Annotated in this window: 11 protein-coding genes; 4 read left to right on the top strand and 7 right to left on the bottom strand. The window is 59.2% G+C overall.

All coding sequences use genetic code 11. The annotated features are described in order from the left end of the window. Positions 1 to 304 precede the first annotated feature (304 nt). Both IEY52_RS25925 and IEY52_RS25920 read right to left on the bottom strand, forming a co-directional pair. Entirely contained in the window at positions 305 to 1,672 is a 1,368-nt protein-coding gene (locus IEY52_RS25925; protein WP_189009413.1) for a hypothetical protein, read from the bottom strand. Further along, positions 1,656 to 2,204 (bottom strand): hypothetical protein, encoded by a 549-nt coding sequence (locus IEY52_RS25920; RefSeq protein WP_189009410.1) that lies wholly within the window; start codon positions 2,202 to 2,204, stop codon positions 1,656 to 1,658. The genes IEY52_RS25925 and IEY52_RS25920 overlap by 17 nt, the downstream gene beginning before the upstream one ends. 556 nt (positions 2,205 to 2,760) lie before the next feature. Here IEY52_RS25920 and IEY52_RS25915 point away from each other — a divergent pair. Both IEY52_RS25915 and IEY52_RS25910 read left to right on the top strand, forming a co-directional pair. After that, positions 2,761 to 4,656, top strand: coding sequence for a WD40 repeat domain-containing protein (locus IEY52_RS25915; RefSeq protein ID WP_189009406.1), 1,896 nt, complete (start codon positions 2,761 to 2,763; stop codon positions 4,654 to 4,656). Positions 4,657 to 4,732: 76 nt separating this feature from the next. Further along, complete coding sequence (locus tag IEY52_RS25910) at positions 4,733 to 5,419, top strand: hypothetical protein (RefSeq protein WP_189009403.1); 687 nt, start codon at positions 4,733 to 4,735, stop codon at positions 5,417 to 5,419. A gap of 5 nt (positions 5,420 to 5,424) precedes the next feature. Here IEY52_RS25910 and IEY52_RS25905 read toward each other — a convergent pair whose 3' ends face one another. Then, positions 5,425 to 6,738 carry a 3'-5' exonuclease gene (locus tag IEY52_RS25905; RefSeq protein ID WP_189009400.1) on the bottom strand — a complete coding sequence of 438 codons (1,314 nt, stop codon included), beginning with the start codon at positions 6,736 to 6,738 and terminating at the stop codon, positions 5,425 to 5,427. Between the two features lie 162 nt (positions 6,739 to 6,900). Here IEY52_RS25905 and IEY52_RS25900 point away from each other — a divergent pair, with 162 nt between their 5' ends. Continuing rightward, entirely contained in the window at positions 6,901 to 9,027 is a 2,127-nt protein-coding gene (locus tag IEY52_RS25900; protein ID WP_189009396.1) for a serine/threonine protein kinase, read from the top strand. 294 nt (positions 9,028 to 9,321) lie between these two features. On the opposite strand, the gene IEY52_RS25895 is transcribed toward IEY52_RS25900, so the two are convergent. The 4 genes from IEY52_RS25895 to IEY52_RS25880 form a co-directional block, all read right to left on the bottom strand. After that, on the bottom strand, positions 9,322 to 9,867 hold the full coding sequence (locus IEY52_RS25895; protein WP_189009393.1) for a HEAT repeat domain-containing protein: 546 nt from the start codon (positions 9,865 to 9,867) through the stop codon (positions 9,322 to 9,324). Between the two features lie 45 nt (positions 9,868 to 9,912). After that, a complete protein-coding gene (locus tag IEY52_RS25890) occupies positions 9,913 to 10,593 on the bottom strand; it encodes a YHYH domain-containing protein (RefSeq protein ID WP_189009390.1) in 681 nt (226 codons plus the stop codon). A 125-nt stretch (positions 10,594 to 10,718) separates the two neighbouring features. Beyond that, positions 10,719 to 11,315, bottom strand: coding sequence for a hypothetical protein (locus IEY52_RS25885; protein ID WP_189009387.1), 597 nt, complete (start codon positions 11,313 to 11,315; stop codon positions 10,719 to 10,721). A 62-nt stretch (positions 11,316 to 11,377) separates the two neighbouring features. Next, a complete protein-coding gene (locus IEY52_RS25880) occupies positions 11,378 to 11,953 on the bottom strand; it encodes a hypothetical protein (protein WP_189009384.1) in 576 nt (191 codons plus the stop codon). Positions 11,954 to 12,300: 347 nt separating this feature from the next. Here IEY52_RS25880 and IEY52_RS25875 point away from each other — a divergent pair, with 347 nt between their 5' ends. Continuing rightward, positions 12,301 to 13,269: an SH3 domain-containing protein gene (locus IEY52_RS25875; protein WP_189009381.1), complete on the top strand. Its 969-nt coding sequence runs from the start codon at positions 12,301 to 12,303 to the stop codon at positions 13,267 to 13,269. The last annotated feature ends 8 nt before the right edge of the window (positions 13,270 to 13,277 follow it).

Here is a 13,277-nt window from a genome sequence, read left to right as displayed (position 1 = left end):
CTACACGACTGGCGCGCCCGCCTCAAATAGCATTGTTGGCCCGGAGTACCAGGCCATTTTTAGATTTTTGTCCTGTACAGAGGTAAAGGTGTTTTGGATAAACTGAGAAACATGGCGTGCCAGACAAACAAGATCCCAACCGCTTTTCATTTCCCTTTTCGGCTGTGTTTTTAGAAATACCGTGTGGCAAAGCAAAATTCTGGTCTTAAGACTGAAAAAAACGTTCCAGAACGACAAGGACCTCACGTTGCGGGTAAAACCGCCCCTTGGCATGGACGGGCTGACCTTTCACCCCCATTTGCCCTTAAAACACCACCGGACCGAGGCTGGAACGCTCCCACATGCGGCTCAGCTGACCTTGCAGACTTCCCCAGTCGTCATCCAGCACCTGCTGAACCCCTGCCCGTTCCTGACGGGGCAAATCCACAAACCAGAATTTGAGTTCTGGCATCAGGTACCTGACGAAAGCCATGCACTGGGGCAGGTTGATCGCCAGCGGGTTCTGGGTGAGGGTCACCTTCCCCACGTTCACGGCAGTGGCCACCCCGTGGGCAATCAACAGCATGCTCTTCAACTTCGGTTTGTTGCCAAAAGGAGCGGACTGGGCGAGGTCCCCGGTTTCATGCTGCCGTTTGGCGAAATACCCCATGCGCACCATCACCTCAATCATCCCCACCGGGATCCCCATGGCCAGAAAATGCCGGAAGTCGTAGTTGTGGGTGTACATCTGTGTGGAAACATCCCCCACCGTCAGCCCTTTTGAGGTGAACGCTCCCACCTGCAAGAACTGCAACAGGGGCATGAACGGTACCGGCAACCCCCGGGTGGTGGACACATCGGAGAGCAGGTGCCCGTATTGCCGGGCAAGGGCATCAAACACGTTCATCCCCGCTGTGCCGTGAATGTTGTTCGCTTGCACGATCCACTGCCCGTTGCTGTCGATGGCCGAGAAGGTCCCCTTCATGATGTCCATCACCCCGAACAAAAAACCCAGGATGGGATCATGCCCCAGGGACTGAAACCGGTGCGTGTGCGGGTTGAGCCCCTCGATGATCTGCTGGAGCCCTGTGTTCATGCTGGGGTCGTAAGGCACCTTCATGTACTTCTCCAACTTGCGGATCTCCCCGGGAGGCAGGCTCTCGTTGATGCGGGTCCGCACCCAGTTGGCCAGCGGACCACCGGCAGAGCTTTTGTCCCCCAGGAAGTTGGAGTGCATGGGCATTTGCACCAGGAAGACATCCACCAGGGCCGCCAGGATCCCGGCCACCACCGCAATGCCCACATCCAGGAGGTCCAGCCGGTGCAGTGAACGCAGGTCTCCTCGCACCACCGCGAGTCGGGCCTCCACCCTCAGGATGTCTTCTTCGCTGAGCAGGTCCGTGAACACCGCCGGTCGATCCTGGTTTTCCCGAGCTTGTTGCAGCAGCTCATCCCAGGAACCGACCTGCAAAGGAGCACCCTGCTGCTCCTTTGCAGTGACAGGCGAACCTTGCACTTTTTTGCTTTGAGGCAGGGCAAGGTTCAGGGAGCGCAAGAGGTCCTCAGCCTGCGAGATGCTGTCTTCGATGCCCTGGGCATCTTGACTGGCCTGCTTCAGGCTGTCCAGTTGCTCTTTCTGGAACCGCAGCACGTCCAGCTGGCCTTGCAGGTCCCCGTCAGGCTTCTGTGGCAAGGCCGCCCGCCCCCAGGTCCTCTTGCATGTTTTTGATGGCGTCACTGAGCACGATCACCAGGCGCTGCAGGTAATCCCGGCGCTCCTGACCCTCATGCATCTCGCTTTGCAGTTGCTCGATCAGCGCCTGGTGTTTGAGCATGGCGTCTTGCAACAGGGCCCTCTCCCGGTCCAGCAGGCGTTTGTGGTTGCGGCGGTTGATCACCGCGTAACCCCCCACCGCCAGTGCAGCCACAGGCAGGGCTGCCACGGCCAGTCCGGCCACCATGCCTCCACCGATCACAGCACCCACCCCAGCCAGTCCAGAGGTGAGGGCGGCAGCCCCGGTGGTTCCGGTCACTGCGGCCGCTCCAATCCAGGCAGCACTGGCGGCCCCACCAGCCAGGGTGCCGACCACCGCGCCAAGCACATCAGGGATGCTGCTGGTGGCCAGGGTGCGGGTTTTTTGTTGCAGGGCCATGCTGGCTTCACTGAGGATGCGTTCCACCGGGACAAGGGCTTCAAGGTTTTGGTAGTTCTTTTTTCGTGCCATGTGGGTTACGCCTCCAGGAAGGGGTAAAGAAGAAACACGCCCAGTCATCTCATCATATTGTCATTTCCATGATTCGATCCTTACAGCAATCCCTCGAGGAACTGGACCGGGCAGTGCCTGTTCACCCGCAGGAGTTGATGAACCTTTCGCACTGGGTCCACCATGAAGCATCAAAAAAAGGGTTCCTTGCAAGCCAGATTGTATGGGTGTCGGAAAGTGTGCTGGCCGGTCAGTGCGCCATTTGTTTCACCCCTGACCCCTCACCCAGCAAATGCAAAAAAAGGTGTTGAGCTGACCCGGCCCAGCTGTGTCCACCCTTCCACCTCGCCGACCATTTCACAGTCTGGAACGTTGCAGGGTCTGCCCCATTGTTTTCTGAGGAGGCACAGCCATCAGCCCCTTTGCACCCATTGGATGTCCAGCATGGTTTTCGGGAACCACACGAGTTGGCATGGAGTCCCCCAACTCTCCGCAAAGAAGGTGAGGGAAGAGGTGGGACCTTACAATGAATCCTGACGGGAAAACCCCCGAAGACCGAACACATCCAGGTGAACCCATGACTGAATTGAACATTCCCCTTGAGAAGCCCACCAGCAAAATGGGCTGGACCTTGCTGCTGGTCACTTTGCTGTCCCTGCTGGCACTGACCCCAGCCCACGCCCAGTCCAATGGGGCGGTGGTCCTGCAGACCGTCACTGGACATGAAGCTTCTGTTGACGCAGTGGCCTACAGTCCCGATGGCAATACCGTGGCTTTTGCGGGAACCAGCTATGTGTTCATCGGCCAGGCTTCCACAGGAAAAGTCATCGGGGTGCTCTCCGGTCACACCTCCAGTGTCACTGCCGTGGCGTTCAGCCCGGACGGACGTCAGGTGGTCACCGGAAGCATGGACCACACCGCCAAAATCTGGAACGTCAGCACCGGAAAAACCCTCAAAACCCTGACCGGTCACACCAATGTGGTTTCATCGGTGGCGTTCGGTCCGGACGGACGCCAGGTGATCACCGGCAGCTGGGACAAAACCGCCAAAATCTGGAATGCCCAGACCGGTGAGTTGCTCAACACCCTCAATGGGCACACCAGTTCTGTGTGGTCGGTGGCATTCAGCCCGGACAGCCTTCAGGCAGCCACTGGAAGCATCGACGGGTCGGTGAGGATCCTGGATGTGATCAGCGGAGAAACCCTCAAGACCCTCTCTGGACAGACTTCGGTGGTCCGTTCGGTGGCGTTCAGCCCGGACGCTCGCCAGGTGATCACGAACAGTGGAGACACCGCCCGGATCTGGAGTGTTGACACCGGTGAGTTGCTCACCACCCTCAAAGGGCACTTCGCTGATGTTCTTTCTGTGGCGTTCAGCCCCGATGGCAGGCGGGTGGTCACCGCAAGCTTCGACCGGACGGTGAGAATCTGGGACGTTGAGACTGGAGAAACCCTCAAGGTGCTCTCTGGCCACACCGAGAACGTCAATGCCGTGGCGTTCAGCCCCAACGGCAAGCAAATCATCACCGGGAGTTACGACATGACCGCCCGAATCTGGAGTGTTGACACCGGTGAGCAGCTTCAAACCTTCAAAGGGCACACCTCCAGTGTCAATGCCGTGGCGTTCAGCCCCGACGGCAAGCAAATCATCACGGGAAGTCACGACATGATCGCAAAAATCTGGCGTGCAGACACGGGTGAGTTGCTCAAAAACCTCAATGGGCACACGGGATGGCTGTACACAGTGGCGTTCAGTCCGGACGGACGCCAGGTGGTCACCGGAGGCTGGGACAACACCGCCCGAATCTGGCGTGCAGACACAGGTGAGTTGCTCTACACCCTGACTGGCCACACCGAGAATGTCGAAGCAGCAGCATTCAGCCTGGATGGGAGGCGGGTGGTCACCGGGAGTTACGACCACACCATCAAAATCTGGAGTGCGGAGACCGGTGAGCTGCTCAAAACCCTCAATGGTCCCACCGATGGTGTGGAGGCCGTGGCGTTCAGTCCGGATGGCCGTCAGGTCATCGCGGGGAGTTTCGACAAGACCGCCCGAATCTGGAGTGCCAACACCGGTGAGTTGCTCAAAACCCTCACCGGTCACACCTCTGAGGTCGATGCGGTGGCCTTCAGCCTGGATGGACGTCAGATGATCACCGGAAGTTGGGACAAAACCATCAGAATCTGGAATGCTCAAAATGGCCAGTTGCTCCAGACCCTGGGTGCGTCCAGCCCTTACTTTCAGGTCGGCAAGGATGGCAGTGTGTTGGTGCATTCGGACTGCATGACTGTGCAGAGAGTCCAGATGCTCACGGGCACTGTGCTGGGGGAGTGGACCCTGGGGGACACCTGTTTCTCCCGATTCCAGGTGTCTCAGGATGGCCGGCAACTGGTCACGAACACCGGCCAGTTGAGGGATGCCAGCACCGTTACCATTTTCGGGTTCAAGAATTCCCAGCAGGCGTTCTTTTGAATCCGTTGCTGTTTCTCAATCCCTGCCAGCACACTTCCGTCACACGGCCCTCCGCACCGCCAGTGGACAATGGAGCATGAACACACTCCCCTTTGCCCTGGTGCTCTTCCTCTCCACAGCCCTGGCGGCACCCACCACCGTTCCCTGCACCGGGAACCTGCAGTTCTCCTACAACGACCCTCCCATGATCGAGATGAATGGCTTCAAGGTGCCCGTCAGCCTGTACATCACCTTCCCCGCAAAGTTCCCCAATCCAGCCCAACAAAAATACATCTCAGCCCCTTACACCATCAAATGCAAAACCTTCACCGCAACTGCGGACAAAACCACCTTCAAGATAACCGGCAACATCTACACCACCCTCCAGCAGCTGGTGGCCCCTTTCAAAGAAGACGAAGGGGAGTACGATGCCGTCCCAGGGAAGATGGTGCTGGTGTACGACGGGGACTTTGTTTACCCGGCCCTCAGGGAAGACTGGTACCAGGACCGGGTGTTTTTCACCCTGCACAAAAACCAACTCCAGTTCGAAATGGAAGGCAGTGGGGAGCTGATCAAAGACGACGTGATCGGCTACCGCATCAACAAAGGCCTCCTGAAGCCCATCTGGTTTGAGGGTGAACTCACCAAAACCGTGACTTTCAAAAGCACCGACCTGGTGGAGGTTTTCGTGAAAGGGGAACACCGGGGCCTGGATTACCTCAGCCTGGATTTCAAGACCAACACCGTGCAAATCAAACTGGGGGTACCGTTCCCCAACAAGTGATGGGTTCACCCAGATTGCTTCGGTTTGAGGGGTTCCCAGGGTTTCCAGGTGAGCCTGAACCCCCACTCCCCCTGCCTCCAGGTGTGTTCGGTCATGTCTTCTTGTGATGCGGAACGGGCGTGCTCCAGGGCAGCCCTCCACCAATCTTGGTACACCTCCAGGGGCACTTTTGGCCCCCGTTCATGCACTTCTCTGAGGTGCCACAGGGTCTGGAAGAACGGCCACCAGCTGGCCGCGTCCAGCAAGACGCCATCCCTGGAAATCTCCAACTGCCCAATCACCTCCGGTGAACGCCAGTGGCCCACGCCCAGCCGGTCCATCTCGTCCACAGAGATGTTGAAGTGAGGCCGCTCCACCACCTCACCCCCCTCTTCCCGCTCTGCGAGGACCAGCATGTGGTTCAGCAGTTCCAGGCTGGCCAGGGTGTCCCCAAGGGCATCGTGCCGCTGGTAATCGGTGGGCAGGGTCCCCAGGGTCATGGCGGCCTGCCAGCAGGCCTCACCCAACTTCAACCACTTGTGGCCGTCATAACGGCCATTGACCATCTTTGCCCGGCCATATAAGGGCGCAGCCAGCCGCATCAGGCACGTCCAACCCTCCGCCTGGGTCACAGTAGTCCAGGGGAGCCCGGCATGCAGGTGGGTGTCATACAGCCGCCCCAGGTCAAAAGGGGCATTGTACGCCAGGGCAGGCTTGCCGTGCAGCACCGAATAAAGCTGTGGGTACACTTCAGCAAACGCAGGGGCCCCCACCAGGTCCTCCATGCTGATGCCGTGGATTTTCTGGGCCTCCGGGCTGATCGCCATCTTGCTGGGATGGATCAGGGTGTCCAGGAGGATGTTCCCCAGGCCGTCCACAATGCCGAGGCTGATCACCTCCCCCCGCAGGCTGGTGGTTTCGGTGTCCAGGATCCGCCAGTCCTCCCGGGGGTACGTGCGGGCAAAGTCCAGCAGCGCCCGCCGGGCTTCAAGTTCTGCAGCTCTGGCGTCCAGCAGGAACTGCCCGTGGCGTTCCTCTGCATCTGCCTCCTCCTGCCTTTCCCGCTCCAGCTCCTGGAGCAAATCCAGGGCCCGCTTCTGGTCCTGTTTCCTCTGCCGGGTTTGCTCCATGCTCCTCTGCTGGGCCTCCGTGAGCTTGCGTTTGGGTGTGGCTTCACTCCTGCGGTACAGCCCGGTCACGTACTCCCGGTTCGGCCCATACGCCAGGGTGGCCACCGGCTCCCCCACCGGTTTCAGACCCTCTTTCCCCAGCTGGGTTTTGGTGGTCAGGTCGTGAGGGACTTCGGCCCACCTGCGGTAATGGGGCTTTTCATCAGGCATGGGGCATTGTACCAGCGGTTCCCTGTCAGGACAGCTTTTTTGGCAACAAGCTGGGTCTGCCCGAACGCTTCCTTCTGGGCTTGATTCGCTGCGCACCGCTTGATCCAGACCTCACCCTGCTGGAAGGGTGCTTTTTGCAGCCCATGCCCTATGCTGGAGGGGATGCGTTGCACGGCCTGCACCCAGAATTACCCGGATTCCCTCCAGAGATGCCCGTATTGCGGGCAGCCGAATCCAGACCTTGTCGGGCAGACCCATCCCCTCAAAATTGGGACGGTGCTGCAAGGGCGGTACAGAATGGAACGGGTGCTCGGTGAGGGTGCGTTCGGCATCACCTACCTGGCCACCCACACCACCTTGCAAGTCCAGTTCGCCCTCAAAGAACTCTTCCCGGAAGGAGCGATCCGGCAGGGCAACAACGTGGAGGACTCAGCTGCACTCCCCGATGTGGACCTGCAACGGCTCAAAAACAGCTTCCTGCAAGAAGCCCGCACGGTCGCCCAGTTCAAGCACCCCAGCATTGTGCAGGTCACCGACGTTTTTGAGGAGAACGGCACCGCCTACATGGTGATGGCTTACCTCTCCGGACAGAACCTCGCTGAAGTCACCGAGCAGGGGAAACTCCCGGTGAAGAAGGTCGAAGACATCGCCTGGGAACTCGCAGGGGCCCTGAAAGTCGTGCACGAAGCGGGCCTGCTCCACCGGGACATCAAACCCGAAAATGTCATCCTGGAAAGCACAGGCAAAGCCGTTCTGATTGACTTCGGCAGTGCCCTGGAATGGACCGGAGGCCGAATCACCCCGGCAGACCGCCTGGTCACCCCGGGCTTTGCACCCCTCGAGCAGTATGCCAGTCAGGCCAAACTCGCCCCCTACACCGACCTGTACGCCCTGGGGGCCACCCTGTTCTATTTGCTCACCGGTGATCCCCCACCCGACGCCGTGAGTCGCACCAAAGGCACAGGGTTGCCGCAGATGCCCAGAAGCACCCCCGAGAAGCTGAAAACCAGCATCCTCAGCCTGCTGGAAGTGGACGTCAAAAACCGCCCCCAAAGTGCCGATGCCTTCCTGCGAATGCTCAGTGCACCCAGTGCACCAGAAACACCCCCCACCTCCCGGCCTGCACCCTCAAAAGCCGCCCCCACAGGCAAGAATTACACCTGGGTGTGGGTGGTCGGCCTCATCCTGCTCGGCAAAGTCATCTTCGGTGCAGGCCCGGGCAGGGACATTCAGAACCAGGCGCAGTTCACCCCGCCAGCACCCCAAACCCCGCAAGATCCCCCCACCCAACCCGAACCCAGTGTCGAACCTTCCGTCCCACCAGACCCTGCCCCGGACACCCAGGTGGAGACCCCAGGCACCGAGGACGGATGGATCCTGCCCGACGATGAGACCGCAAGGGAAGAAACCACCCCAGAACCTGCCGAACCCAACCCACCTGAAGACCTCCCACAGATCGTCCCGGACAACCCGGACCCTCCTCAGCAAGCCGAAACCCCACCTGCACCGGCTGAACCCCAGGAGGAAGCGGTGGCTCCACCCCCCTCCCGGCCCAAAGGGACCTTCTCCCTCGGGGACACCCAGGAGCATGTGAAAAAGGTGATGGGGGTGCCGGACGCGCCCGGTGAGGACATCTGGCAGTACGAATCCAGCACGGTGGAGTTCACGGATGGACGGGTGTCCGGCTGGGGCAATTACAGCCACAACCTCAAGGTGGTGCTTGAGTCCACCCGTCCAGGCACCGCAAAAAGCTTCACCCTCGGGGACTCCATGAACACGGTGCTCCTGGCAATGGGCACCCCGGACAGTTACTCTCCGGACGTGTGGCAGTACGAATCCAGCACGGTGGAGTTCACGGATGGCCAGGTGTCCAGCTGGGGCAATTACAGCCACAACCTCAAAGTCAAAGCCACCCCCAGGCAGAAGGCCAGCAAACCACAGTTCACCCTCGGGGACACCCAGGACACGGTGCTCTCAGTGATGGGCACCCCCGACAGTCCGAGCGAGGACGTCTGGCAGTACGAATCCAGCACGGTGGAGTTCACAGATGGCCGGGTATCCGGCTGGGGCAATTACAGCCACAACCTCAAGGTGGTGCTGGAATCCACCCGTCCAGGCACCGCAAAAAGCTTCACCCTCGGGGACTCCATGAACACGGTGCTCCTGGCGATGGGCACTCCGGACAGTTACTCTCCGGACGTGTGGCAGTACGAATCCAGCACGGTGGAGTTCACGGATGGCCAGGTGTCCAGCTGGGGCAATTACAGCCACAACCTCAAAATCCGTTAACCCTTATGGTGACGCTTGCCCCACTTCGACCCGCAAGGGAGGCGGGTCAACCGGCACCCCCCAGAGCCGGTAGGTGGAGGGGGAAACGGACCGCATACCGTTCCCCTGACCGTCCAGGTGGGCCACCAGGTCCACCGAGAAGCACCCGAGAGGGCTTTTTGCAACCAGGGAGGTCCGGTGAAGGGTGTGTCCGTGCAGGGAGGAGAAGCCCTCCCCCTCTGACACATCTGCTCCTAAGGGAAGGTCCTTCAGGACAGTGTGACAGGTCATGGGTCCCAGTTGAAAAGCACCCCCTTAAATCAGCACTTCGGCATCCAGCCCGCTGGCATGCCACAGCAGCAGGCTGGTGAGGCTTCCTTCTGCGGCACTGTTACGGGTGTGCCCCAGGAGGTCCGGTTCGGTGGGGTGGGTGATCAGCCACAGCAGAAAAGGAATGCTGGAGGGTCCCACCACTTCGTTGAGGTAACAGGTGGCCACCACCTGCACGCTGACCTCTTCATCCGTCAGCAAGCGCTCCCGGATCCCATGGTCCAGGTTCACTTCCTGCAAAGTGGAGGCCTTGCCGGTGATGTTCCACCGCACCCAGTCCTCCGGGTCCCGGAAGAGGGACTGGTAAAATTCCACGTGCCTGCCCCCCTGCAAGTCCATCAGGAGGGTGCCGGCCTGGCAGCGCACCATGGGGTCCACGTCCTGCACCCCCTCACGGAGCACTGGCAGCAGCAGGTCTTCCGGAAGGGAGAACAGCTGCAACTTCACGTCCCCCCAGCCGGTGCGGTCTTCACTGTGGGCCATCTCAAGGAGCACTTCTCGAATGTCCTGTTCTGAAGGCAATTCGGTCACAGTCACCCCCTGAAAGGAAGGAAGGGGGAGCTTTCCCCCCTGGCCTCACTGCTCATTGCACGGCACCCCGTCCCCATTGGGATCGAGGCCGTAAGGGTCCCGCTGGTCCTTTGTGGCGGCCAGTTGCATGAACAGGTACGCCACCTCAATGCGGGCGAAATCCTTGCAGGTCACCACCACTTTTGAGTCTTCCAGGAAGTACTTTTTGGTGTTCGGGAGGTCGTTGATGTTGGTGGTGAAGTACACCACGGTCTCCCCATCATGAAGGGTGGCGAACAGGTAGGTGGGTTTCCCGTAAAGCACGGTGGTTTGACGGCGGGTTGGGGGGCTGCTCTCAATGGTCGTCCAGGTGCCGAGGGCCCGCTGGGCGGCCGGGATGTGCTGCTCCAGCCACTGGTTGATGGTGCTTTCAGCGGTGGCCAGGTCCATCCGCAAACTCCCGCAGGCCAGCGCAGTGAAGCTGCAATGCTCGGAGGTGACCAGCAAAGTGCTTTTCAGTGCGGTCTGCAGGTCGGCCAGAGTGGAGGTGGCGGGTGCAGTCTGGCTGGGTGCCGGGGTGGGTGTGGGTGCGGGTACTGGGGTGGGTGTGGGTGTGGGGGACTGGTGGCAGTGGTAATCCCCGGTTTTGCTGTTGCGGTGGCAGCCGTTCTTGTCCAGTCCACCTGGATGGGCGTGTGCGAGGGTGCTGGTGAGGATGAGGGCGATCAGGAAAGGAAGCGTCTTCATGGGGCTCCTCCAGGGTGCTGGTCCTGCTGGGTTCTCACAGGTGAAAGAAGGATGGGTTGGAGGCCAGACGGATGGTTCCTGCCTGCCCTGCATTTTGCGAAAGCCACAACTGGATGGGTCCCGGTTCATCTGGAGCCGCAAATGATGTTCTGCAAGCCGCAGAAACGGTTGGGGGATTGCAGGTAAGCGCGAAGGGGCCATCCCTGAAGCATGTATTCATCGTCAAAATCTGCTTCCCGGTGGTCCCCATTGAGGATTTCATACTCGCCCGAGGTGAGGGTCAGGTACGCACTGTCCTCATACAGGGACTCTTGCGCATAAAGCCCTTCGAAGGGGCCATCTTGCAGCAGGTACCAGGTTTCAACGTGTTTGGTCTCAAGTTGAGGCAGTAAGGTGAACACCCGCCTGTACTTCCTGGCAATGCTGTAGATGGGAAACGCTGTTTCATACACCGAGATGGAGAACAGTTCGGGCCGTGACTTCATCTTAGCGAGGTGGATTTCATGGCCCTTCACCTGGTACTTCCAGATGAAGGCAGGGGTGCCCCGGTCATGGAAGTCATCGATGTAGCGGTCGACCTGTGCCCCCGTGGGATTCTGAACGAGCTTCCACAAGTACGTTCCGCCGTCCGGTGCTGGGGAGCAGGAGGAGAGCAGCAAGGTCAGGAGACCAAGGCAAATCCAGGTCTGGAACGGGACGGGGCACGGACGGGGCACAGGCATGCTTTTATTATGGTGGAAAGGTGAGGGCCTTGCTGCCATCTGGCTGAATCAAAGCATCCCCCTTATCGTCCCAACGCGTTTTCTCGCCATTCAGCATAGAACCTGTTGAAAAGCTGTTTTTGTGCATCCAGCACCGCTGCTTTGAACCCTTCTGGGGTGTACTTTCCAGTGAACGTCAGAAAGTCACGGTAAATGGGGATGCTGAACTGGTGCCGGCCGTTGAGGACCGTGGGCACGTTGTTGTACGGGCTGGATTTGGCTGGCAGGACCTCTTTGATGATCAGGTCGTTGTAAATCACTTCGAATTCCAGGGTGGCAAGGTAGGTGTCTCCCTGCTGGGTTGCCATCAGGTCTGTGCCCACGTACAGGATGCAACTGTAATCGTTGGTTTTGAGGTCGCTGCTGACCAGGGTGATCTTGAGATCTTTTTCGATGGCTTCAAGCAGGTCAGGATCACGTTTCCCATTGATGTAAGCCATGGGTGAGGTGGGAAGTTCACAGATGGCACTGTCGTGGAGTTTTTCAATGTTGGGAACCGCCTGGGTGGCCCATGGGGGACTCAGGACTGCGGTGGTTTCTGCTGTGGCCCAGCCTGACAGGAACATCAGGGTGAGCCATGAAACAGGGTTGAATTTCATGCATCCTCCTGTGGGCATTATCCAGTTTTTGTGTGTCCAGATGAAGGTGTCTTGCACCCTGATTTTGTCAAATTGGACCGCAGGGAGGCAGAATCGGATTGAAGGACCGGTTTCACCTCAATGGAGGTGTTTCCAGGGGAATCTGGATGGTGTGCTGGAGCAAGGCAGTAAGGTGTGTTGCCTGGAAAGGATTGTGGGCACGCTGGCCTGAATCAGATTGAACATCGGGCGTGGTGGAATGGGGCACTGTCTGTGAGCAACCCCATGCGGATGACGGGATGCTCAGTGGGGGTCATGCTGTCCGAATGGCAGATGATGTTCTGCTCCATACAGAATATGATGGGGAAATGAGTGAACATGACCAGCAGCCCACCGAGGACACCACGCAGGAGAACACCACCCCCAGCTGGGCCACGGACCTGCTGAAGATTCAGGTGCCACAGGTACTGCCGGAAGGGGTGCTCCGTCAAATCGAACTCATGGACCGCGTCATCCCTGTGCCTCATTTTGAGCTTCCCCTGCTGGATTGGACCAGAATCGCCGACCAGATCCACCAGCAGCTGCAGCCCATTCTGGCACATTACAGGCAGGCCATGGAGACAGCACATCAGGCCTTCCATGGCCCGGGCGGGTTGCAAGACCAGATGCTGCAACTGAAGCATTCCATTGACCTGGCCACCCAGATCAACATCACCAGCTTCCTTCCAGACGAAGAAACCCTTGAAAAACTCAGGATCGAAATGGGGCAGTACCACCAGGTGCTGGACACGGCCTCCACAAGGGGCTGGCTGGTCGAAATGGTGCTGGGTTTTCTGCCCTGGGATGTGGCCCGCACGTTCATGGATCTGTACCTCGATGAACAGTTTGATGAGGCCGACACCCAGGTGCTGGAGTACTTCCAGCATCGTGCAGACCACCTGCTGGATGTGGTGAAGACCGCCATGTTTGAATCCCTGCCGGCGGACGACGCAGCATACCGCTTCTCCCGGTTCGAGCCCACCGTGCTGGCCCTGAGGGATGAAGATGAAAAAGGCTACCGGTACTCTGCGGTGGCGATGTACGCCGAAGCCGAAGGGTACTTCGCGGACCTTGCGGTGGCCCGGGGCCTGATGAACCCGGGGGACTGGAAGAACCTGCTGTACAGGAACACCACAACCAGCAACACCAGTCGGTCCAACATCATTCAGGGCCTGCTGCAAACCATTCCCACGCCACCCATTGTGCACTGTCCACCAAACGATAGTGCGACCTGCAAAGGGTCGGAGAGGAATGCCGGTGAACATCGGACTTTGTGGTACCCAAATGCCCCTATCTGAGCATGCAA

It is taken from the genome of Deinococcus roseus, from assembly GCF_014646895.1.
GTDB classification, from domain to species: domain Bacteria; phylum Deinococcota; class Deinococci; order Deinococcales; family Deinococcaceae; genus Deinococcus_C; species Deinococcus_C roseus.
Note: the sequence above shows the minus strand (reverse complement) of the source record. Positions and strands in the feature narration are given on the sequence as shown.

What these genes read in the sequence shown, in the direction of transcription:
- IEY52_RS25885 (WP_189009387.1), bottom strand. Translation starts at nt 11,315, where the DNA reads ATGCCTGTGCCCCGTCCGTGCCCCGTCCCGTTCCAGACCTGGATTTGC.
- IEY52_RS25905 (WP_189009400.1), bottom strand. Translation starts at nt 6,738, where the DNA reads ATGCCTGATGAAAAGCCCCATTACCGCAGGTGGGCCGAAGTCCCTCAC.
- IEY52_RS25875 (WP_189009381.1), top strand. Translation starts at nt 12,301, where the DNA reads ATGAGTGAACATGACCAGCAGCCCACCGAGGACACCACGCAGGAGAAC.
- IEY52_RS25900 (WP_189009396.1), top strand. Translation starts at nt 6,901, where the DNA reads ATGCGTTGCACGGCCTGCACCCAGAATTACCCGGATTCCCTCCAGAGA.
- IEY52_RS25915 (WP_189009406.1), top strand. Translation starts at nt 2,761, where the DNA reads ATGACTGAATTGAACATTCCCCTTGAGAAGCCCACCAGCAAAATGGGC.
- IEY52_RS25910 (WP_189009403.1), top strand. Translation starts at nt 4,733, where the DNA reads ATGAACACACTCCCCTTTGCCCTGGTGCTCTTCCTCTCCACAGCCCTG.
- IEY52_RS25920 (WP_189009410.1), bottom strand. Translation starts at nt 2,204, where the DNA reads ATGGCACGAAAAAAGAACTACCAAAACCTTGAAGCCCTTGTCCCGGTG.
- IEY52_RS25880 (WP_189009384.1), bottom strand. Translation starts at nt 11,953, where the DNA reads ATGAAATTCAACCCTGTTTCATGGCTCACCCTGATGTTCCTGTCAGGC.
- IEY52_RS25890 (WP_189009390.1), bottom strand. Translation starts at nt 10,593, where the DNA reads ATGAAGACGCTTCCTTTCCTGATCGCCCTCATCCTCACCAGCACCCTC.